Origin of the sequence: Thalassolituus sp. ST750PaO-4, assembly GCF_020320405.1 — a bacterium.
Taxonomy (GTDB): domain Bacteria; phylum Pseudomonadota; class Gammaproteobacteria; order Pseudomonadales; family Oceanobacteraceae; genus Venatoribacter; species Venatoribacter alkanivorans.
Genome location: NZ_JABVCB010000013.1, coordinates 671118 through 693291 on the forward strand (window position 1 = coordinate 671118; position 22174 = coordinate 693291).

Genomic DNA, 22174 nt, shown 5'->3' on the forward strand with positions numbered 1-22174 from the left:
TTTGTGGTGTGACCATCGACATGATGAGCGGTGGTCGCGCAGCCTGCAAGTGCTGCAAAACGCTTGGGCACTTTGTCAGGCATTTTTCTGGTCTACACTAAAGTATCAATAACCACTTTGGCCAGATGTACCGGGCATGGAAGAAAAAAATACACGATTTGAGGATCTGCGGCTGACGCCGGGCCAGCCGTTGCAGCTGGATTTTGAGGGCTATACCACGGAACGTGACAGGTCCGTTCTTATTGGCTATCGCGCCGGACAAAGCATTGTTGTTACCACACCACTTGTTAATGGCTCACCCATGGTGCTTAAGCTCGGAGCACCACTGGCTGTGCGTTTATTTGCCACGCAAATGAATTGTGCCTGTGCCTTCCGTACCGAAATTACGCATATTTCCCGTGCACCTTATCCGCACCTGCATCTGGCAATGCCATCTTCTCTGGTGCTGGGTGAAGTACGCAGCTCGGTCCGGGCCAAGGTCGCGCTGATTACTTCGGTACATTACGGCGATAACTTCGCGCAGAAATGTTCAGCCATGATTAAAGACCTGAGCCTGGGTGGTGCGCGTCTGGAAGCAAAGATGCTGCCGGTCGAGGTTGGCGAAAATGTTCAGCTCACGGCGCAGGTGGCGGTGAGTGGTATTGAACGCATTATTAAGCTTGACGCTATTGTCCGTGCGATTACGAAAGAAACCGGCGGCGTCGGCGTTGGGCTGCAGTTTCAGGCTATGAGTGATTCTGATCGCATCACATTGCACGCTTACGTGCTTTCCAATATCCACCGGCAGTAGCCGTTTTCCAGTTCTGGAGTAGTTGCATGACTGGTATGTCATTTTCTGCCGACCGGCAGGACCACTGGAGTCAGATCTGGAAAGATCTGATCAGCGGCAAAGCGCCTGATAACGGGTTACAGAAACCGGCCCTGGTTGTCAGTGCGCGGCTGGAGTCGTTGCTGGAAAGCAGTGCGCAGCGTTTTTTACACAGTCGCTCCGCTACCTTAAGCGCCGATCTGCAATCCTCTTTACAGCGGATTGCTGCCCGTTTGCAGGCTTCTCAGATCGCTCTGTTGTTATGCCCGCAAGGTGTTCATACGCAGCCGTTGTGCATTCTGGCCAGTCAGGATGAAGCCAGCACAGGAAAATTACACGGGCTTGCCGCACAGCGTGAGCAATGGTGTGGGCTGGTTAATGGCCAGCAGCCACGGTTGCTGTCAGCAGCGCAAGCGCCGGGTGAGGATGAACGCCTGGTGCTGCAGGCGATGGCTTGTGATCAGGTGCTGCTGTTGCCGGTTACCGGCGGTCATAATGCCGCTGGCTGTATGTTGCTGGGCTTTAATGCTGCCACGCCGGTACCGGGGGAAGGTGAGCGCTCGCTGCTTTCAACCTTTACCCAGCTTTGTTTTCTGGTGGTCGACCGTCTGGCGGTTATGAATCATCTTGAGCAGCGTGAGCGTTCATTGCTGCAGACTGAACGTCTGGCCAGAATCGGCAGCTGGTACGATGACGTACTCAACAACTGCATCACCTTTACCCCTCAGGCGGGCGAAATTTTTGAGCTCAGCCCACAGATCACTCAGGTCAGCCTTGAACATTACATTGCCTATCTGCATCCGGAAGATAAGGACCGGGTTATCAGCACGTTGCAGCACAGCCTGAAAACGCTGCAACCCTCTGATATGACTTATCGCATCTGCACGCCGTCAGGGCTGGTCAAAGTGATTCACGGCATCGGCGAAATTCTGGTAAACGAAAACGGCATTGCTGTGGCACGGGTCGGTACCGTGCAGGATATTACCGAGGCTCATGCCCGTGAGCAGCGGTTGCAGCAGTCGGCGCGGGTATTTGAATCCACCATGGAAGGGGTGGTGATTACCAATCCGGATGGTCTGATTGAAGCGGTCAATCCGGCCTTCAGCACCATTACCGGTTACAGTGAAGAGGAAGTTCGTGGCCGGTCTGTGGATATGCTCAACCCCGAGCGGCGACAGCGTAACGTTTTGCAGGATATCCGCCGTGAAGTGCAGGAAAAGGGATTCTGGCGTGACGAGGTGTGGAACCGGCGTAAGAACGGCGAGGTGTTTCCGCAGTTTTTAACGGTAACCAGTGTCCGTGATGAGCGTCAGGCAATCAGCCATTATGTGGCGGTGTTTGCCGATATTTCACGTCAGAAAGAATCTGAGCAGCAACTGGATTATCTGGCCCATTACGATTCACTCACCGGTCTGCCCAACCGCAGCTCGCTGCTGGTTAAGCTGCAGACTGCCATTGACCTGGCAACTCAGAAACGGCGTAAAGTCGCCGTGATCACCATCGATCTGGATCATTTCAAACACATTAATGACAGCCTTGGCCATCCGGCCGGCGACCGTCTGCTGCAGGAGTGTGCCCGGCGCTTGCGTGAACGCCTGCGTGACTCTGATACCGTGGTACGGCAGGGCGGTGATGAGTTTGTGGTGGTGCTGGAAAATATCGTCAGCGAGGATCAGGTCAGACGCGTGGCTGAGATTATTCAGCAGTTGTTCGCCAGTGCTTTTGATGTGGGTATCGGCCGCGAACTGTTTATCGGCGCCAGCCTGGGTATCACGCTGTTTCCCGATCATGGCCGTGATGTTACCCAGCTGATCAGCAATGCCGATGTGGCGATGTACCAGGCCAAGAGTAAAGGCCGTAACCATTATCAGTTTTATACCAATGACCTGACTCAGGCGGCGACTGACCGGCTGGAGCTGGGTAATGAACTGCGTCATGCGTTACAGCGCGATGACGAGCTGCAGCTGCATTATCAGCCACAGGTCTGTATCCGCAGCGGCCGGGTGACCGGTGTTGAAGCTTTAATCCGCTGGCAGCACGAACAGGAAGGCATGATTCAGCCGGGACGTTTTCTGCCGGTGGCGGAAGACAACGGCCTGATGCCGGAACTGGACAGCTGGGTGCTGAATAAAGCCTGCCGGCAGCTTGCTCTCTGGCAGCAGCAGGGGATTGCTCCGCTGATTCTGGCGGTCAACATTACACAGCCGACCTTTGTTGCCGGTGGACTGGTGGAGCGCCTTAAAGCCTTGCTGGATATCTATCAGCTTGATCCCAGCTGGCTGGAGCTGGAAATCACCGAAGGGGCTTTGCTGGAACCGACCGCGCAGGTGCTGTCGACCATTGCCGGGCTGAAAGCGCTGGGGGTGATGCTGGCGGTGGATGACTTCGGCACCGGCTATTCGTCGCTGGCGTATCTGCACCGTTATCGGGTCGATAAACTGAAAATTGACCGCAGTTTTATTAACAGCGTTGAGCGTGAAGAAGAAGGGCGGGTGATCACCAGCACCATTATTAATATGGCGCGCGGGCTGGGTTTGCAGATTCTGGCAGAAGGGGTGGAAACGGCACCGCAGCTGGAGTTTTTACGCAGTAACGGTTGTGAAACCTATCAGGGGTTTTATTTCAGCCGGCCATTGCCGCTGGCTGAACTGGCACTGTTGTTACAGCACTGAAGCGGCCAGCAGGGCTGGCCGCTTACGTGCCAGGCGCTTATTCGTAGGTACAGAAATAGGCGGTCTGAGTCGCCATTTTTACCTGGAATTTAACGTTGGCCGGCACTTCGAAAGATTCGCCCTGAGCGAAGGTCTGCCATTCGCTGGCGCCTGGCAGCAGTACGTCCATGCTGCCGGAAACGACAGTCATCACTTCTTTCTGGCTGGTGCCAAATTCGTATTCACCGGCTTCCATTGCGCCAACAGTCGCTGGCAGAGTCGCGGTTTGCAGGGCAATAGACTTTACCTTGCCATCAAAATATTCGTTTACTTTCAGCACAGTTAAGCACTCCTCGTGAATTGGAGTGGCGATTATACGCATCCGCTGCCGGGCGGCAATCAGCGCTCTGCTCAGTCGGCGCTCTGCCGGCTCAGCGGGAAGCGGATAACAAAGCGTGTACCCTGTCCGGGAGCACTGCTGACTTCGAGCGAGCCATGCAGCTGGTGGCTGACCAGATCCTGAATAATATAGGCACCGATACCGCTGCCGCCCTGATTGCGCTTGGTGGTAAAGAACGGATCAAACAATTGCTTCAGGGTGTCTTCATCCATACCGCGGCCATTATCACTGAAGGTGATTTCTACCTGCTGATCGCGCTGCTGCGCTTCTATATGAATCTGGCCACGCTCTGAGCTGTTGTCATCAAACGCGTGGGTCAGTGAGTTCATCATCAGATTGGTGAATATCTGCGCCACTGCACCGGGATAACCGCTGATAAAAATACGCTGTGGGCATTCAACACTGACATCAATCGGGCGGTATTTATAATTCGGCCGCAGAGAAACAATGATGCTCTGCAGATAATCGCCCAGCTCAAAATCCCGCCGCTGTTCGCTTGACTGGTCGACGGCCACCTGTTTGAAGCGTGCCACCAGATCGGCTGCACGACGTAGGTTATCGGCGGTAATCTGCACGCCTTCTTCCGAGAACTGAATAAAATCATCAAAGGTTGCTTTATTCAGTTGTCCGTTGCGGAACTGCTGGGCAATTTCTTTCAGCTGGTCTTCCAGTGCGCTGACCGCAGTAACACTGATACCCAGCGGGGTGTTGATTTCATGCGCCAGGCCGGCGACGACTTCGCCCAATGCCGCGTGTTTTTCCAGATTCACCAGCTGTTGCTGCGTCAGCTTCAGTTTACGCAGCGATTCATTGGCCTCGGCATTTTTCTGCTCCAGTTCGCGCGTGCGTTCTTCTACTTTGGATTCGAGGGTCGTGTTCAGCTCTTCAACCCGCTGTTGCTCTGCCTGCAGCTGATTGTTGCTGTCTGACAGGCGGCGGGTGAACTGATCAACCTGGCCGACCAGGGTGTTAAAGGCGTTAACGATTGGTGTGAATTCGTTGTCGGCATCGTATTGCAGCGGACGGAACGACGGCTGACTGGCCTCACGGTTGTAGGCCACTGTACTTTGCAGCCGGTTCAGAATCTGTTCGAACGGACGGAACAGCACTTCCAGTACCAGCGCCATAATAGAAATAAACAGCACGGCGATGCCGATGTTGATGGTCATACCGTCAGCCAGCCGTTGTTGTACGGCCAGCGCCAGGTCGGCATGGGGGATGCGCACGCCCAGCAGCAGACCGGTCTGACTGCGGGCGGCAAACAGATATTCGCCGTCTTTTTCCTGCAGCTCACTGGCGCTACTGGTCTTCAGGTTCAGCAGATTGCTGTTGTTAACGATGGTGTTTAATTCGCTGTTTTGCTCCGGGCCAACCAGATAGCGGCCGCTGCTCTGATGCAGCAGAAAAGGGCGTGTGCCCGGCGTCAGTTTGAGTTCACGTACCTGCTGACGCAGTTCATCCATAGCCCAGTCGACGGTGGCAATGCCGATCAGCTGTTGCTGGTTGTCGTACATCAGCGCATCCACGGTCATGATCAGAGCTTCGGTGCCGGCGTTATCTACGTAAGGCGGGCTCCAGAAAAGATCGGCATTACGTGGCTGATCGCGCGGCCAGTCGGCAGGAATCGCCAGTCTGTACCAGGGTTGGTTAAGGTAATCGTAACGCTCGCTGCTCAGATCCCAGGTGGCCATAACATCCTGGCCGTTATGGTAGGCGTAAGGGCCAAAGTAGCGGGCATCCGGATCAATGGTGTAAGGCTCAAACCAGATACCGCCACCCAGTGCCTGATCGAATGACTGAAAGGTGCGCACCAGTAATTTTTGCAGGACAGCGCGAACCTCTGCCGGATGTGTACGGTGATGCTGCTGTTGGTGATGCTCGCCGCTGCGTGCCAGCCCGAGAGCGGTGCGCTCCATTTGTGCAGCGGTTGCATCCAGATGGTGAACACTGGCCACAACGGCTGACATTATCTGCTGACGGTTGAACTCCAGAACGGAGTTGCTGGCGCGGCTGTTGTAATGCAGCAGGAGGGCAGTAAAGCCTGCAATCTGCAGAATGATGACACACAGAAGAATACGGTTTTTGATATTCATGTTTTACATCTTGATACCAATCTTGGGCCTGCTGACACCTGAGCCTGTTGAATCAGCGCTAAAGCCAGACTAGCAGTAACTGTGCGGCTTGCGTAGCGTCAATTCTGACACTATTCACAATAAGATGCCCGCCCGTCAGCACTGAAAGGGCTTTAAATTCAGCCGCATGCAGATAACTGGCACGTGTGGCCACATCTGAACCTGTGTCCGGCTGCTGCAGAAGAGGAACAATTGCTCCCTTTACAACCAGACAATTGTTACACCGGGACAAAATAATTAAGGCGAGCGGGCAGGGTTTCCTATATAGTACGCCCCCCTTAAGAAAACCGACGAGTCGGGCCTAGCCGTGTGAGCAGTAGAGTGCGAACCAGAACGGCCAAGCCCTTCCTCTACTACACAGGTACAATATGACCGATTCTACTCCTACAGGCTTTGCGAGCCTGGGTTTACCTTTTTCTATTCTTCGTACTCTGGAAGAGCTGGGCTACGAAGCTCCGTCTCCGATTCAGGCCGAAAGTATTCCCCCACTGCTGGAAGGCAAAGACGTTCTGGGCATGGCTCAGACCGGTACCGGTAAAACCGCTGCCTTCGCTCTGCCGCTGCTGAGCCGCACCCAGGCTGATTTTAATTCGCCACAGGTTCTGTGTCTGGCGCCTACCCGTGAGCTGGCACAACAGGTGGCTGAAGCCATCAAAACCTACAGCAAATACATTCCGGGTATTGGTGTTACTGCTATTTATGGTGGTTCCGATTACGGCAGCCAGCTGCGTGAACTGAAGCGTGGTCCGCAGTGGGTTGTGGGTACTCCGGGTCGTGTAATGGATCACCTGCGTCGCGGCACCCTGAACCTGGCCGATATTAAAGCCGTGGTTCTGGACGAAGCCGACGAAATGCTGCGCATGGGCTTTATCGACGACGTGAACTGGATTCTGGAACACACGCCGCGTACCCGTCAGGTGGCTCTGTTCTCCGCGACTATGCCGCGTGAAATTCAGCGCGTTGCTGAAACTCACCTGAAAGATCCGGTTGAAGTAAAAATTCAGACCAAAACCACCACCAACGATAAAATTCGTCAGCGTTACTGGTTTGTTGCCGGTGCTCATAAAAATGATGCACTGCTGCGTATTGCCGAAACCGAAGAATTTGACGCCATGATGGTGTTTGTCCGCACCAAACAGGCAACTGAAGAAGTCGCTGATTTTATGCAGGCTAACGGCTTTAAATGTTCACCATTAAACGGTGACATTCCACAGGCGCTGCGTGAAAAAGCGGTAGAAAAACTGAAAGCCGGTCAGCTCGATATTATTGTTGCGACCGACGTTGCTGCCCGTGGTCTGGACGTTGAACGTATCAGTCACGTAATCAACTACGATATTCCGCAGGATACCGAATCCTACGTTCACCGTATTGGCCGTACCGGTCGTGCGGGCCGTAATGGTGAAGCCATTGTGTTTGTTCGTGGCCGTGAAAAACGCATGCTGCGCGATATCGAAAAAGCGACCCGTCAGAGCATTGAAGAAATGCCACTGCCGACCGCCAAAATGGTTAACGAAAAACGCCGTGAACGCTTCCAGGCTCAGATTCTGGATGCCATTCATCCTGAGCGTAATAACCAGTACCGCGAAATGATTGAGACCATTCTCAGTCAGAACCCGGTCGATGCACTGGACGTTGCTGCCGCACTGGCCGCTCTGCTGCAGGGTGAAAAATCACTGTTTATTAATGAACAGACTGATGCCCGTATGGCCGACGCCCGTGAGCGTGAACTGCGTAACGAAAGCCGCAGTGAGCGTCCGTCCCGTGACCGTGATTCCCGTGGTGATTCACGCGAGCGTGGTCCGCGCAGCAAGGCACTGCCGGAAGAGCGTCCGAAGCCATTAAAAGGTCACCCGGAAGTGGAAATGACCCGTTATATGGTTGGCATTGGTTATGACGATGGTCTGAAGCCGGGTAACCTGGTTGGCGCGGTTGCTAACGAAGCGGACCTCGACAGTGATTACATCGGCCATATCGAAATTTTTGATAATTTCGCCGTGATCGATTTACCGGAAGGTATGCCGGCCCCGACCATGGGCAAACTGCGTAAAGCACGCGTTTGTGGTCGTCCGCTGGAAATTAAAGTCTACAAAGAGTCTGAAGTACCGCAGGGTGGCGCTGGTGCTCCACGCCGTGCTCCGCGTCGTACCGAAGGCCAGAAAGACGGTTTCGCCAAGAAGCCACACCGTGGCAAGCCACGCGATAACGGCGCTCCGGCACCGGGTACCCGTGCTCCACGTAAGCGTCGCGAAGCTTAATATTACTTAAGACTACGCAACGTTAATAAAAAAAAACCGGCCACTGGCCGGTTTTTTTTATTTCTGCCAATATTTCCTGCGCCAATATTTTTCCCCACGCCAATATTTTTCCCCACGCTAATATTTTTCCTGTAGAAATAAAAAGCCCCGGCAAAGCCGGGGAAAAGGACAGACGAAAGTGTGCGGATGATCAGTGGCTGATCATCCATGGCCGCATGCCGGGGAACATCTTATTGCCGTCAGCGGTATACATCAGATTACTGCGGCGTTTAGGCTCGCAGCCGCAACCATTGCGATGTTTATGCTGATGGCGCGCCAGCTTTTCCTGTTCACGTTCGTGATACTGGCTGCTGGTCATAACCTCCGGTGCATGCTGCGCTTTTTCGTTACGCTCCATGGCTTCTTTGGTTTCTTTCAGCATTCTGGCCAGCTGTGGCGGCAGCATAATAATGCGCGCCGACAGCGTCTGGCAGTGTGGACAGGCGGCTGGCTGATCATGCTTTTCCATGCTCGCCAGTTCCTGAAACACACCATGCTGCGGACATTTGTAGTCATACAGTGGCATATGCGGCTTCCTCCTTATTTAAGATCCGGAGCTTTCGGAATATCAACCGAACCATCCAGATGTTTAACCGGTCCGTTGGCATTCGGCTGGATATCAAATTCAAAAATATCCGTCGGCAACCACAGGGTGGCGCAGGAGTTCGGAATATCCACCACGCCACTGATATGGCCCTGAATCGGCGCGCAGCCAATAATCGCGTAACCCTGTGCTTCGCTGTAGCCAAACTGGGTGAGGTATTTAATCGCATTCAGGCAGGCCTGGCGGTAAGCAATACTGGTATCCAGATAATGCTGTTTGCCATTTTCATCCACCGAAATACCTTCAAAGATCAGGTAGTCATCGTATTTCGGTACCATCGGGCTCGGTTTGAAAATCGGATTCTTAATCTGATATTTGGCCATACCGTCTTTAATCAGATTAACCCGCATATGAATCCAGCCGGCCATTTCGATGGCACCACAGAAAGTGATTTCACCATCACCCTGGCTGAAGTGCAGATCGCCAACGGATAAACCGGCACCGTCAACATACACCGGGAAGTACACTTTGGCTCCGCGGGTTAAATCTTTAATGTCGCAGTTACCACCGTGTTCACGCGGTGGTACGGTACGGGCACCTTCTGCCGCAGCGGAATTACGCTCGTCGCCTTTCATACGGCCCATATGTGCAGTTTCTGCATACGGCAGGCAGGCGAGTTGCGGTGTTCTTTCCGGGTCGGTATCAAACAGTTCTTTTTCCCGTGTGTTCCACATATCCAGCATGTCACGGGATGGCAGGCAACCGATCAGGCCGGGATGCAGAATACCGGCGAACTCGACACCGGGAACATGACGGGACTTGGTATAAATACCGTTAAAATCCCAGATGGATTTCTGCGCTTCCGGAAAATGATTATCCAGAAAACCGCCGCCGTTCTGTTTGGAGAAGAAGCCGTTAAAGCCCCATTGCTGTTCAGCAAAGGCGCCAATATCGAGAATGTCGACTTCCAGCAGATCGCCGGGTTCGGCGCCTTCTACGGCAATCGGACCCGAAAGGAAATGCACCTTGGTCAGGTCAACGTCACGGACATCGGAGGCGTCATCGTTATTTTCAATTTGTCCGCCGGTCCAGTCAAAACACTCAACAATAAAATCATCGCCCGGTTTTACCGTAGCAACCATCGGAATATCCGGGTGCCAGCGGTTGTGCACATTGTCGTGCTCATAAGCGGATTTATTCAGATCAATCTTGATGATGGTATCAGTCATGGTTTGCTCCTTGAGTGGCCTTAACGGCCTCTTGGTTCAGCGTATTACCGCAAATTGGAAAACGCCGGTTAAAGTTTTTATGCCTGTCGGCGATGTGCTGAACAGGCGTCATGCACATTCTTTTAAACGGATAAATAACGGCTGATGGTTGCCTGGTCGGCCTCGGCTACAGGAACGTCGAGCACAATGGCGCCTTTTTCAATCACCAGAATGCGGTCGGCAATATCAAGGGCGAAGCTCAGCACCTGCTCGGATACCAGAATGGATAAATTGCGCTGAGTGCGGATCTGTTTCAGCGTGCGTGCCATTTCTTTAATAATGGATGGCTGGATACCTTCAGTTGGTTCGTCGAGCAGTAACACGCTGGGATTGCTTGCCAGAGCGCGGGCAATGGCCAACTGCTGTTGTTGGCCGCCGGATAAATTACCGCCACGACGGTTTTTCATTTCGTCCAGAACGGGAAATAAACTGTACAAATCGGAAGGAATCTTGCGTTCACCTGTGCTGGTCAATCCGGTTTCGATATTTTCTGATACCGTCATGGTGGAGAAAATCATCCGCCCCTGCGGTACAAAACCAATACCGGCACCAACGCGCTCGTGACTTTTCAGGCCGGATAATTCTTTGCCCGCCAGTGTCAGGCTGCCTTCTTTACTGGGAATCATGCCGATTAATGATTTCATCAGCGTGGTTTTACCCATGCCGTTACGGCCAAGAATGGCAACAATTTCTTTCGGTTTAATACTCAGGTTCAGATTGCGGATAACATCACTCTGACCATAGGCAACGCTGTAATCGGATACTTGAAACATAAAATAACTCCGCTTTTAAGATCAGTGACCGAGGTAAACTTCGATGACTTTAGGATCGGATTGCACCCGCTCCATGGAACCTTCTGACAGAACCTGGCCCTGATGCAGTACCGTTACCCGGTCGGCGATATCGGCGACAAACTGCATGTCGTGTTCAATAACCAGCACCGAGCGGTTTTTGGTAATACGCTGCAATAATTCGGCGGTCTGTTTGCGTTCCGATACCGACATACCGGCTACAGGTTCATCCAGCATTAGCAGCTCCGGGTCCTGAATCAGCAGCATGCCGATTTCCAGCCATTGCTTCTGGCCGTGGCTGAGCAGGTCGGCGCTCATATCGAGCTTGTCACCCAGGAAAATCATGTCGGCAATTTCTTTAACCTTGGCGACTACTTCAGTGTCGCGGCGAAAGGTCAGTGCACCCCAGACATTACGGCCACGGGGAAAAGACAGTTCGAGGTTTTCGAATACCGTAAGGTCTTCATAAATAGACGGGTTCTGGAATTTACGCCCGACACCGGCATGCACGATCTGGTGTTCATTCAGACGGGTCAGCTCCGTGCCCTTGAATTTAATTGAGCCTTCAGTGGCTTTTGTACGTCCGCAGATTAGGTCCAGTACCGTGGTTTTACCGGCCCCGTTTGGGCCGATAATGACGCGGATTTCCTGTTCTTCGACATACAGCGATAAATCGTTTACTGCTTTAAAACCGTCGAAAGAAACTGTCAGACCTTCAATGCTCAGCACAAATTCTTTTTGCGGAATGGATTTATTGGTTTCCAGCATGGCTGTACTCCTTGTCTGCAGAATTGGTTGTGGTTGCGGTTTTGCCGGCTTCAAGACTGACGACCTGAGACTGGCTGGCAGCCGGTGCGGGTTTTCTGAAACGCTGCAGGCGTGGTTCAACGTAGGTCTGATACAGACCTGCCAGGCCATTAGGGAAAGCCATTACTACGCCGATAAACAGAGCACCCATGGCAAACAGCCATAACTCGGGGAAAGATTCTGAAAAGCTGGTTTTGGCCCAGTTCACCAGTAAGGTTCCGTAAACCGCACCCAGAATCGACAGACGGCCACCAACGGCACAGAAAATAACCATTTCAATGGAAGGCACGATGCCGACAAACGAAGGTGACATAAAGCCAACCTGCAGGGTAAACATGGCTCCGCCAATGGCAGAAAACACAGCGGCAACGCAGTAGATAAAAATCTTAAAGCTGGACACGTCGTAACCGGAAAAACGCACGCGGTCTTCACGTTCACGCATGGCAACCAGTAACCGGCCAAGTTTGCTTTTGATAATGTAGCGTGCAGCAATCAGGCAGCCGATCAGCAGGAACGCATTAATAAAATACAGAATGTATTTGGCGCTGTCGGTGCGGATATCCCAGCCGTGCAGTGTGCGTAAATCGGTAATGCCGTTAACGCCGCCGGTATAGCCCTGCTGACCGATAATTAAAATTGTCAGAATAGCGGCAATGGCCTGAGTAATAATGGCAAAGTACACACCGCTGACCCGGCGCTTAAACATTGCCACGCCAATGATAAATGCGAACAGGGCTGGCACCAGAACAACGGCCAGTAAAGTAAAACCAAAGCTGTGGAAAGGTTCCCAGAACCATGGCAAAGCAGTCAGCTGATTCCAGTCCATAAAATCAGGAATTCCCGGTGTTGACTGAATGGCCGTATGCTCAGGTGAAGATGCTTCCAGCTTCAGAAACATCGCCATGCAATAACCGCCGAGGCCGAAAAATACTCCCTGACCCAGGCTGAGAATGCCGCCATAACCCCAGCATAAAACCAGACCCAGTGCGACAAAGGCGTAGGTTAAATATTTACCTACCAGATTCAGGCGGAAAATATCCATCGCCAGTGGCATAACGACTAACAATATAACGGCGAGAATCAGTAAATGACTGAGCTGATAACGCCCGATAAAATCTTTGATTTTTGTCATAACAAACTCCTAGCGGCGGATTTTCAGAGAGAACAGACCCTGTGGACGCAGCATCAGAATGCCAACCACGGTCAGAAGAGTAAGAACTTTGGCTGTCGAGCCGCTGAGGAAAAATTCCATCGTCGACTGCGCCTGTGAAATGGTAAATGCGGAGGCGACAGTACCAATCAGGCTGGATGCACCACCGAACACAACGACCAGGAATGTATCGACAATATAAAGCTGGCCGGAGGTCGGACCGGTCGAACCGATCATGGTGAAGGCAGAACCGGCGATACCGGCAATACCGCAACCGAGAGCGAAGGTCATGCGATCGACTTTTTCGGTATTAATACCGACTGCGGCGGCCATCGGACGATTCTGTACGACTGCGCGGGTTTGTTTGCCGAGGCGGGATTTCTGCATCATTAAGGCAACACCAACGGTGATGACAATGGTCAGGCCCATAACGAATAAACCGTTAATCGGAATTTCAATGCTGTCGTTCAGTGCGTAAGAACCCATCAGCCAGTCAGGCAGGGTGACTCCGACCTCACGGGCACCAAATACGCTGCGATACAATTGCTGCAAGATCAGGCTCAGACCCCAGGTAGCCAGCAGGGTATCCAGCGGACGCTTATACAGGTGGCGGATAATCGCCCATTCGACCAGGGCGCCGAGGGCCGCGGTGACGATAAAGGCAAATATCATTGCGATAAAAAAGTAACTGCCATAAATGGATGGCAGATATTCGGCAAACAGGGTTGAGGTAAGGTAGGTAACGTAGGCACCGAGAATCATAAATTCGCCGTGCGCCATATTAATAACGCCCATCTGGCCGAAAATAATGGCAAGACCCAGCGCCATCAGTACAAATACAGAAAATAAAATCAGCCCGGCAAACCCCTGCATGGCAAAGATCGAGGTCAGCTCGGTCATGGTGTAATCAGCAAACATAATGAATTCTCCGGTGAATAAAGCGGGTAAGCAGCGGCCCGCAGGCCGCTTAATGTCTTACTTGTAACCGGCTGGGAATGGGTCTGGTTCGATCAGGTCTTTGGTTTCGTACACAATTTTGTACTGACCATCAGCCTGGGCATTACCAATGCGGGTTTTTGACCATAAGTGATGGTTTTCATGAACCCGTACATAACCTTCCGGAGCGGTTTTCAGTTCAATGCCCGGAGAGGCCGCACGAACTTTGTCGATATCAAAGGAACCGGCTTTTTCAACGGCTGCTTTCCACAGCCATGGGCCAAGGTAGGCTGCCTGGGTTACGTCACCAATAACGATGTCTTTTCCCCAGCGTTCTTTAAAGGCTTTAACAAAGTTTTTGTTATTGTCGTTGGTCAGGCTCTGGAAGTATTTCATCGAGGCGTAAGCACCTTCGATGTTTTCACCACCAATACCCAGAATCTCGTCTTCAGTAACAGAAATAGTCAGTACCAGTGGTTTTTCTTTGGTCATATCAATACCGGCGGCTTTCAGCTGCTTATAAAACGCAACGTTGGAACCACCCACGACTGAGGCAAAGATCACATCCGGTTTTTTCAGCTTGATCTTGTTGATGACCGAGTTGAACTGGGTGTGACCCAGCGGGTAATACTCTTCGCCACTGACTTTCAGGCCGAGTTTGTCGATATGCTTACGCGCGATTTTGTTGGAGGTACGTGGCCAGATGTAATCTGAGCCGAGCAGGAAGAAAGATTTAGCCCCTTTTTCTTTTACTACCCAGTCGATACCGGCAAGAATCTGCTGGGTTGCTTCCTGACCGGTATAAATAACGTTAGGGGATTGTTCCAGACCTTCATAAAAGGTCGGGTAATACAGCATGCCGTTATACTGTTCGAAAATCGGCAGTACGGCTTTACGTGATGCTGAGGTCCAGCAGCCAAATACTGCCGCGACTTTATCGTTAATCAGCAGTTTCTTTGATTTCTCAGCAAAGGTTGGCCAGTCACTGGCGCCATCTTCCTGAATAAATTCGATTTTACGGCCCAGCACACCGCCCATGGCGTTGATTTGTTCGATGGCCAGCTTTTCTGCCTGCACCGAACCGGTCTCACTGATGGCCATGGTGCCGGTTACTGAGTGCAGAATACCGACCTTTACAGTTTTATCGGTAACGGCCAGACCTGTGCTGTTAGCACTGTCGGCATAAGCTGGCAGGCTGGCATTGGCGAGCATAACGGCTGCAGGTATTGCCAGCAGGTTCTGTAAAAAACGACGGCGGACACTGCCGTTAAAAGGTTTGGATTTGGAGTGCATAGTCAGGCCTCTTGATGACTGATTGAGTACGTTTTTGAGTTGAACTTAAGCCTGCTCAGAATGCGTCAGTGGGCTTCCTGCAAGAATTCGCCGATTGCTCCAGTCACCTACGTCATTTGACGCATAGCAGTTGGCATGGGATGTGATTAGAGTCCTGAGGCCTGAGAGGAAGAGCCTGTGGGCCGGCACAAAGATGGATTTTTCTGCGCTTAAGCAGGTGTTGTGGACAGGATGTCTTTCTATCGGCGTCACCGCGGTGGCGACAGGTCAGCTGACAATAAGCTGAGAGAGGCAGAACAGACTATGTCTGAGCAAGTGGTGTACAAAACCCGGCGCAGTTACAACCGCTGGGTAGCAAACCAGACACTGGAAGATTACGCCCTGCGCTTTACCGCCAAAAAGGCGCGGCGCTGGTCGGCCGCGCGTGTTTCCAATACGGCGCTGGGAGCCATTTCTTTTTTAGCGCTCGAAGCCATCGGTGCGGCAATTACGCTGATGTACGGTTTTAACAGCGCCGTCAGCGCCATTATGGTGGTGTCAGCCATCATTTTTCTGACCGCCATTCCCATTAGTTACTACGCTGCACGCTATGGTGTTGATATTGATCTGCTCAGTCGCGGTGCCGGCTTCGGCTATATCGGCTCAACCATTACCTCGCTGATTTATGCCTCGTTTACCTTTATCTTTTTTGCCCTTGAATCAGCCATTATGGCCTCGGCGATGGAGATATTATTCGGCCTGCCACTGGCTGCAGGTTATCTGCTCAGCGCACTGATCGTGATTCCGCTGGTGACCCATGGCATTACCTTTATCAGCCGCTTTCAGCTCTGGAGTCAGCCGTTGTGGCTGATTCTGCAGTTGCTGCCGTTTATCTTTATTCTCTGGCACGAGTGGTCCGCTGCAGAGCAGTGGGTTGCGTTTCCCGGTATTGGCAACCGCACAGAAGATGCACCGGAAAGTGGCGGAAAATTTAATCTGATCTACTTTGGTGCAGCCTCGGCGGTGGTTTTTTCACTGATTGCGCAAATCGGTGAGCAGGTCGACTTTTTACGCTTTCTGCCGGAGCCCGAACCCCGGCATAAACTGCGTTGGTGGCTGGCCCTGATTGGTGGCGGTCCGGGCTGGATTCTGGTGGGAGCACTGAAAATTCTCGCGGGTTCTTTTCTGGCGGTGCTGGCGGTGCAGCATGGTTTATCTGTGCTTGATGCCGCAGACCCAACCCAGATGTACCGCGTAGCTTTTGGCTATATCAGCGATTCGCCTATGGCTGTTCTGGCATTGACCGGTATTTTCGTCATTCTCTGTCAGGTAAAAATTAACGTAACCAATGCTTATGCCGGTTCTATTGCCTGGTCGAATTTCTTTTCGCGCCTAACGCACAGCCATCCGGGCCGGGTGGTCTGGCTGGTGTTTAACGTGATGATTGCACTGCTGTTAATGGTGCTGGGGGTTTATCAGTCGCTGGAACATATTCTGGGTATTTACTCCAATGTTGCCGTGGCCTGGGTGGGGGCTCTGGTCGCCGATCTGATCATTAATAAACCTCTGGGTTTAAGCCCTAAGCATATTGAGTTTAAACGAGCCTATTTATACGACATTAATCCGGTCGGCTTCGGCGCTATGTTGCTGGCGTCGCTGATTGGTATCGTCTGTTATGTCGGCGTTTTAGGTGAACTGCCGCAGGCTTTGTCACCTTATCTGGCATTGGCGACAGCTTTTATCACATCGCCTTTATTGGCCATTATTACCCGTGGCCGCTTTTATCTGGCGCGCGATATTATTCCTCTGACAGAAGAAACAGCAGAGGAAAATGCAGAGACACCGGCATCTTCTGTAGCTGCCACACCGCTGCAATGCGTGGTGTGTGATAACCATTTTGACAGTGAAGATATTGCCAGCTGTCCGGCCTATAAAGGCCATATCTGCTCTTTGTGCTGTACGCTGGAATCCCGCTGCCATGATCAGTGTAAAGACAGGTCGCGCTTAAGCGAGCAGATGCAGACCCTGCTGGAAACCCTGTTGCCGGTCTGGCTGGTACAGAAAATGAATCCGCGCCTGATGCAGTTCAGCGGTTTATTGTTATTAATTGCCGGTATTGTCGCGATGTTGTTCTGGCTGGTGTATGTGCAGGTACCCGCTGCCGATTCCGGTCAGCATCTGGTCGGGGCAACATTAATACAGGTGTACCTGTTATTACTGATTATTGTCGGCGTTTTAATCTGGCTGTTTGTTCTGGCCAACGAAAGCCGCCAGTTTGCTCTGGACGAGTCGGTGCGGCAGACAGAGTTATTAACCCGTGAGATTGCAGCCCACGAAGCAACCGACCGGGCATTGCAGCAGGCCAAAGAACTGGCTGAGGCTGCGAATCAGGCCAAGAGCCGTTATCTCGGTGGAATCAGTCATGAATTACGCAGCCCGCTGAATTCTATTCTGGGGTATGCACAGCTGCTGGAAAAAGACAGTCAGCTACTGCCGGGTCAGCGTAATAAAATCAGCCTTATCCGTCGCAGTGGTGATCATCTGGCGGATCTGATTGAAGGCTTACTGGATATTTCCAGAATTGAAGCCGGGCGTCTGGAAATCCGCCGCGATGAAGTCGCCATCGGCCATTTATTACAGGAACTGGTGGATATGTTCCGCCTGCAGGCAGAAAGCAAAGGCGTGGAGTTTATTTATCTGCCTTGTGCTCATTTACCGGAAATGGTCGCCACCGATGAAAAACACCTGCGCCAGATTCTGATTAATCTGTTATCCAATGCGGTTAAATTTACTCAGCAGGGCTCGGTGACACTGGCGGTGCGTTATCGCAGTCAGGTTGCCGAATTTACCATCATTGATACCGGTGTCGGGATTGAAGAAGCTGAGTGCCAACGCATATTTCAGCCCTTTGAGCGCATCCGCAAACCCGGCTTGCCGCAAATGCCGGGGACGGGCCTTGGGCTGACCATCAGTCAGTTATTGGCCGATATTATGGGCGGAGAAATTACTCTCAGCAGCGAGCCGGGCAAGGGCAGTGTGTTCCGCCTGTCGATGATGCTTTCCAGCCTTGCCAGATCCTCTAAACGTTCATCACCGGCCCGGCAGATCAGTGGCTTAAAAGGTGCGCAAAAAACAGTCATGGTGGTTGATGATGATGCTTCTCATCGTGGTCTTATCAGCGAGATATTAATGCCGCTCGGTTTTGTGGTGCTGGAAGCGCCGGATGGCTTTTCCTGCCTGCAGTCGTTTGCCGGTGCCGGGGTGGATGTTTTTCTGCTGGATATTTCCATGCCGGGAATGACCGGTTGGGAATTGTTGCGGCAATTGCGCAGCCGTGGTGTTAAAGCGCCGGTTATTATGGTGTCAGCGGATGCCGAAGATCGCCAATCGGCAGCGACTCAGGGCGGTGCCATCCCGGCGTCCGGACAATTAAACGATGCCTACCTGATTAAACCCATCCGTGATCAGGCGCTGCTGGATAAAATTGCCACCGTGCTGGAACTGGAATGGTATTACCACAGTGAAACGACCAGCGGCGAGCGTTTTATAGCCGCCACGAGCGACAGCCTTAACTGGCAGAATATTCCGCCAGCAGAGGCGCGTGAACTTAAGGCAATGGCCGAGATCGGGTATGTCGGCGGAATAGAGCTGGTATTACAGCGTATGGCCAGTGCAGGCGCCGATGAGCGTTGTATTAATCAGTTGCGTGAATATGTGCGTAACTATCAGTTTGCATCCGTTATTTCCATCAGCCAGAAGGTACTTGCCAATGATCCGGGCTGAAAGCAAAGGGCTGGTATTAATCGCCGATGATACCGCCGAATCGTTAACCATGCTGAATGAGGCATTAAGCACTGCCGGTTACACCGTATTGGTGGCGATGGACGGCATACAGGCACTGAATATTGCCGAACGAATGGCGCCGGATTTAATTCTTCTGGATGCCATTATGCCGAATATGGATGGCTTTGAAGCCTGTAAAGCGTTAAAGGACAACGTTGATTTGCAGGATATTCCCGTTATTTTTATGACAGGTCTGAGTGACAGCGAACATGTTATCCGCGGATTGGAATGTGGCGGTGTGGATTACCTGACCAAGCCGGTAAGGCTTAATGAGTTACTCGCCCGTGCGCAGGTGCATATTAATAATGCCCGTAAAACCCAGAGTGCCCGCGGCGCATTAAATGAATTGGCACAGCCGGCATTTTCCTGCTCACTGCATGGCGAAATACTGTGGTCTACCAACCGTGCGCAGGAATTACTGGCGGCACTGAATTACAACGGTGATGCCTTAGCGCAGGCATTGCAGCAGCAGGCAATTGGCTGGCTGAGCCGCGCGCCGCAAAAACACAGCCAGTTTAAACTACAGCTGGGTGAACAGACGCTGACCCTGCGCTTGCTGGGACAGCCTTATCCGGGAGAATTTTTACTGCGCCTGATGGAGGAGGATGACACCTTGCTGTGTCAGGACTTACGTCAGCAGTTTGGCCTTACCGAGCGTGAATCAGAAGTACTTTTGTGGCTGGCGCGGGGAAAAAGCAATCAGGATATTGGCCAGATTCTGACCATGAGCCCGCGTACGGTGAATAAACATCTGGAGCAGGTATTCCGTAAGCTGGGAGTAGAAAACCGCACCTCGGCGGCAGCAGTCAGCCTTGGAGTACTGGCAGTGAATCATTAGTACATAAATAAGAAAACCTGTTGATCTGTTACCAGGCTTCGAGTTCGGCCAGCATAAATTCCAGTACGTCATGCACGCGTTTTTTTCCGGCATTCTGACGTAACAGCACCATGGCATGTACCTGGCTGGCGAGAAAACGTGAGGCGGTCAACGGGTCACGCGGGCGGCTGAACTCGTTATTATCAATGGCCTGCTGCAGGGCTTTCTTCAGGCTTTCTTCCTGGCGGCGCAGGCCGTTTTTAATCAGGTTCAAACTTTCTTCATGTAATTGTCCCGCATTCAGGCTGGCGTTCAGCAGCATACAACCGGCACTGGCCTGATCGTGCTGCAGTTGCTGCTGTATCAGGCGGAAGTAAGCAATGATGGCGGTTTTTCCCTGCTGTTCCTGCAGTGGCCGCAGCATACGGTTAAAAATATTATCGGTATAGAGCACCAGTGCCTGATGGAAAAAATCCTGTTTATTGCCAAAAGTCTGATACAGGCTGTAGCGGTTAACCCCGAGTTTCTGCACCAGGTTTTCCATCGATAGTTGGCGGAATCCTTCGCTCCAGAACAGCAGCATGGCCTGATGCAGTACCTGAGCGGGATCGAATGACTTGGTTCTGGCCATTGAATTACCTGTATGTTCTGAAGATTGCCGGAAAGATCAGGCAGGTAAGTGAATTCTTTCTTGACTGATCATTCTGATATTGGCTAGTGTAATCCAGAATGATCATTCTGAAAATAAAAGAGTCTGATCCGCTAACCCGTCAATCAAGGAATCCGTATGAAACTGTACAGCGCCAATATGGCACCCAATCCGCGTCGCAGCCGTATGGCTCTGGCAGAAAAGGGCATTACCGGTGTCGAGGTGATTAATATTGATCTTGCCGGAGGCGAGAACCTCAAGCCTGAATTCCGCGAGCGTAACAGTCTAGCGAAAGTACCGGTACTGGAGCTTGATGACGGCACCTGTATTGCTGAAACCGCAGCCATATACCGTTATCTGGAAGAAATTCAGCCGGAACCGAATCTGATGGGGCGCGATGCCAAAGAGAAAGCGCTGATTGAGATGTGGGATCGTCGCCTCGACAACGCCTTATTAATGCCGATTGGCCATTGCTTCCAGCATACGACCGGCTTTTTTAAAGACCGTATGACACCGGTTGCCGCCTGGGGCGAAGAAGCCGGTAAGCTGGCGGCTGCGTTCTTACCCATTCTGGAACAACAGCTGCAAAAGCATGAATTTGTGGCGGGTGATCACTTCTCTGTGGCAGACATCACGGCTCTTTGCTCGCTGGAGTTCGGTAAGGTGATTCAGTTGCGTATTACCGAAGATTTTCCGGCTATTCAGCGCTGGCACGCGCAAATGAAAGCGCGTCCGTCCTATACTGCATAACAGTCTCAGTCCGCCGGGCAGCCGCCTGGCGGATTACCATTGCGCAGGGGAGGTTGTTATGAATACCGATCTTAATATTTGTCTGGTGGTGGCCAGCCATCGTGCCAATTCACAAAGTCGCCGTATTGCCGATTATATGAATCAGCATTTTCTGGCCGGTAAGGCGAGTCTGATCGACCTGTATCAGAGTAAACTGCCACTCTGGGATGGCGAGCCACTGGCAGCGGGCAGTACAGAAGAGCAGAACGTCGCCGAGGTAAAAGCCCGTGCCGAAGCCGCTGATGCTTTTGTATTTATCGTGCCGGAATGGCACGGCATGGTGCCGGCCGGGCTGAAAAATTTTCTGCTCTGGTGCGGGATGAAAGAACTGGCGCATAAACCGGTATTACTGGTTGGTGTATCGGCTTCGGCTGGTGGTGCCTTTGTGATTGCCGAGTTACGCCACAGCGGCTACAAAAACTCGCGCCTGTTATATCTGCCTGAGCATCTGCTGCTGCGTGATGTGAATGACCTCTGGATGGGGCAGGAAGGGCGTATGAGTGATGTTTATCTGGAAAAGCGCACCCGTTACGCGCTGGACTTACTGATGACCTACACCGAAGCCCTGAAACCGGTACGCGACAGATTGTGTGCAGGGCTGGCGGACTTTTCTAACGGGATGTCGTAAACAATCGCGGCCAGCTGCCCGGTGACAACGTGCGGACCAGAGCACAGGGGTTAGAGCGCGCGGATATACTGCTCTAAGTTGTCCAGCAGCTGGCCCTGTTCCTCCGGCCGCCATTGCAGGCGGATATGCCACTCTTGTTCGCCGTCGAACGACACGAAAAATGACATACCGTCGTCGTACGGCAGAAAGGAATAACCCAGAAATATCCAGCTTTCCCCAACGGCGTGCAGATGCTGATCGTAATCGGCAAAGGCCTGAATAACCTCATAACGCTCACCGGCGCGCAGAAATTTATGATTGTCACCGCAGTTCGCAGCTTTATGGCCAGTCCAGGTACCGGCAGGTTTCGGGCCGAAGGTCATGGGTAAAAAGACTCGTGTTGAGGCTCTATGATG

19 protein-coding genes are annotated in these 22174 nt (G+C 52.3%); 7 read left to right on the plus strand and 12 right to left on the minus strand.

What is annotated here, in order from left to right:
• Nucleotides 1–136: 136 nt before the first annotated feature.
• A complete protein-coding gene (locus HUF18_RS18515; protein ID WP_145465987.1) occupies nt 137–790 on the plus strand; it encodes a flagellar brake protein in 654 nt (217 codons plus the stop codon).
• A gap of 26 nt (nt 791–816) precedes the next feature.
• Nucleotides 817–3480 carry a putative bifunctional diguanylate cyclase/phosphodiesterase gene (locus HUF18_RS18520; RefSeq protein WP_225693348.1) on the plus strand — a complete coding sequence of 888 codons (2664 nt, stop codon included), beginning with the start codon at nt 817–819 and terminating at the stop codon, nt 3478–3480.
• Nucleotides 3481–3517: 37 nt separating this feature from the next.
• On the opposite strand, the gene ppnP is transcribed toward HUF18_RS18520, so the two are convergent.
• Together ppnP and HUF18_RS18530 are read right to left on the minus strand one after the other, a co-directional pair.
• Nucleotides 3518–3799: a pyrimidine/purine nucleoside phosphorylase gene (gene ppnP, locus HUF18_RS18525; protein WP_145465985.1), complete on the minus strand. Its 282-nt coding sequence runs from the start codon at nt 3797–3799 to the stop codon at nt 3518–3520.
• Between the two features lie 71 nt (nt 3800–3870).
• Nucleotides 3871–5952, minus strand: a complete 2082-nt coding sequence (locus tag HUF18_RS18530) for an ATP-binding protein (protein ID WP_225693350.1) — start codon at nt 5950–5952, stop codon at nt 3871–3873.
• Nucleotides 5953–6359: 407 nt separating this feature from the next.
• Between HUF18_RS18530 and HUF18_RS18535 the strand changes: the two genes are divergently transcribed.
• The gene (locus tag HUF18_RS18535) at nt 6360–8246 is read left to right on the plus strand and encodes a DEAD/DEAH box helicase (protein ID WP_145465983.1); all 1887 of its coding nucleotides are present in this window, start codon (nt 6360–6362) and stop codon (nt 8244–8246) included.
• 2 nt (nt 8247–8248) lie between these two features.
• On the opposite strand, the gene HUF18_RS18540 is transcribed toward HUF18_RS18535, so the two are convergent.
• The 8 genes from HUF18_RS18540 to urtA form a co-directional block, all read right to left on the minus strand.
• Nucleotides 8249–8455, minus strand: a complete 207-nt coding sequence (locus HUF18_RS18540) for a hypothetical protein (RefSeq protein ID WP_225693352.1) — start codon at nt 8453–8455, stop codon at nt 8249–8251.
• Complete coding sequence (locus HUF18_RS18545) at nt 8437–8811, minus strand: zinc ribbon domain-containing protein (RefSeq protein ID WP_145465981.1); 375 nt, start codon at nt 8809–8811, stop codon at nt 8437–8439. The genes HUF18_RS18540 and HUF18_RS18545 overlap by 19 nt, the downstream gene beginning before the upstream one ends.
• A gap of 14 nt (nt 8812–8825) precedes the next feature.
• Entirely contained in the window at nt 8826–10058 is a 1233-nt protein-coding gene (gene fmdA, locus HUF18_RS18550; RefSeq protein WP_145465980.1) for a formamidase, read from the minus strand.
• Nucleotides 10059–10180: 122 nt separating this feature from the next.
• The gene (urtE, locus tag HUF18_RS18555; protein ID WP_145465979.1) at nt 10181–10870 is read right to left on the minus strand and encodes an urea ABC transporter ATP-binding subunit UrtE; all 690 of its coding nucleotides are present in this window, start codon (nt 10868–10870) and stop codon (nt 10181–10183) included.
• Between the two features lie 21 nt (nt 10871–10891).
• Nucleotides 10892–11656: an urea ABC transporter ATP-binding protein UrtD gene (urtD, locus tag HUF18_RS18560; protein ID WP_225693354.1), complete on the minus strand. Its 765-nt coding sequence runs from the start codon at nt 11654–11656 to the stop codon at nt 10892–10894.
• Nucleotides 11640–12827, minus strand: a complete 1188-nt coding sequence (gene urtC / locus HUF18_RS18565; protein ID WP_145465977.1) for an urea ABC transporter permease subunit UrtC — start codon at nt 12825–12827, stop codon at nt 11640–11642. Before urtC ends, urtD begins: the two co-directional genes overlap by 17 nt.
• Nucleotides 12828–12836: 9 nt before the next feature.
• Nucleotides 12837–13763 carry an urea ABC transporter permease subunit UrtB gene (urtB, locus tag HUF18_RS18570; RefSeq protein ID WP_145465976.1) on the minus strand — a complete coding sequence of 309 codons (927 nt, stop codon included), beginning with the start codon at nt 13761–13763 and terminating at the stop codon, nt 12837–12839.
• A gap of 57 nt (nt 13764–13820) precedes the next feature.
• Complete coding sequence (gene urtA, locus HUF18_RS18575; RefSeq protein ID WP_145465975.1) at nt 13821–15074, minus strand: urea ABC transporter substrate-binding protein; 1254 nt, start codon at nt 15072–15074, stop codon at nt 13821–13823.
• A 303-nt stretch (nt 15075–15377) separates the two neighbouring features.
• Here urtA and HUF18_RS18580 point away from each other — a divergent pair, with 303 nt between their 5' ends.
• A complete protein-coding gene (locus HUF18_RS18580; protein WP_225693356.1) occupies nt 15378–18836 on the plus strand; it encodes an ATP-binding protein in 3459 nt (1152 codons plus the stop codon).
• Nucleotides 18823–19734 carry a response regulator transcription factor gene (locus HUF18_RS18585; protein WP_145465973.1) on the plus strand — a complete coding sequence of 304 codons (912 nt, stop codon included), beginning with the start codon at nt 18823–18825 and terminating at the stop codon, nt 19732–19734. The genes HUF18_RS18580 and HUF18_RS18585 overlap by 14 nt, the downstream gene beginning before the upstream one ends.
• Nucleotides 19735–19762: 28 nt before the next feature.
• Here HUF18_RS18585 and HUF18_RS18590 read toward each other — a convergent pair whose 3' ends face one another.
• Entirely contained in the window at nt 19763–20344 is a 582-nt protein-coding gene (locus HUF18_RS18590) for a TetR/AcrR family transcriptional regulator (RefSeq protein ID WP_225693358.1), read from the minus strand.
• A 156-nt stretch (nt 20345–20500) separates the two neighbouring features.
• On the opposite strand from HUF18_RS18590, the gene HUF18_RS18595 reads away from it, so the two are divergent.
• The gene (locus HUF18_RS18595) at nt 20501–21112 is read left to right on the plus strand and encodes a glutathione S-transferase family protein (protein ID WP_225693360.1); all 612 of its coding nucleotides are present in this window, start codon (nt 20501–20503) and stop codon (nt 21110–21112) included.
• 58 nt (nt 21113–21170) lie between these two features.
• A complete protein-coding gene (locus HUF18_RS18600; RefSeq protein WP_225693362.1) occupies nt 21171–21779 on the plus strand; it encodes an NADPH-dependent FMN reductase in 609 nt (202 codons plus the stop codon).
• 50 nt (nt 21780–21829) lie between these two features.
• Here the strand turns inward: HUF18_RS18600 and HUF18_RS18605 are convergent, their stop codons facing one another.
• Nucleotides 21830–22141, minus strand: a complete 312-nt coding sequence (locus tag HUF18_RS18605) for a DUF3601 domain-containing protein (RefSeq protein WP_225693363.1) — start codon at nt 22139–22141, stop codon at nt 21830–21832.
• Nucleotides 22142–22174: the final 33 nt, after the last annotated feature.